Here is a 297-nt window from a genome sequence, read left to right on the forward strand (position 1 = left end):
TTGTGTCACATTAAGGTGCAAGAAGGTAATATTAATATACTGTTTTTTGTAATGTTGCCTATTCATGTCTCTGGTCCGGAATGCCTTTAAACGCCTGCATTATCCCGTCGATATGATCGTGCAATGTTTCGCTGGTATCTGGCTTATGCCTGAGCCTGCGCAATCTCGAAGAGATGATGGCAGAGCGCAGTATTGTCGTTGACCATTCCACACTTCACTGTTGGGTTATCCGCCTGGTGCCGCTACTGGATAAGGCCTTCGTCGACATAAACATTCTGTGGAGCGACAATGGCGAAT

1 pseudogene is annotated in these 297 nt (G+C 46.1%); it reads left to right on the top strand.

What is annotated here, in order from left to right:
- Positions 1-64: 64 nt before the first annotated feature.
- Positions 65-297: pseudogene (locus YALDO0001_RS20565) on the top strand (IS6 family transposase); the annotation flags it as partial.

Origin of the sequence: Yersinia aldovae ATCC 35236 (assembly GCF_000173735.1) — a bacterium.
GTDB lineage: Bacteria > Pseudomonadota > Gammaproteobacteria > Enterobacterales > Enterobacteriaceae > Yersinia > Yersinia aldovae.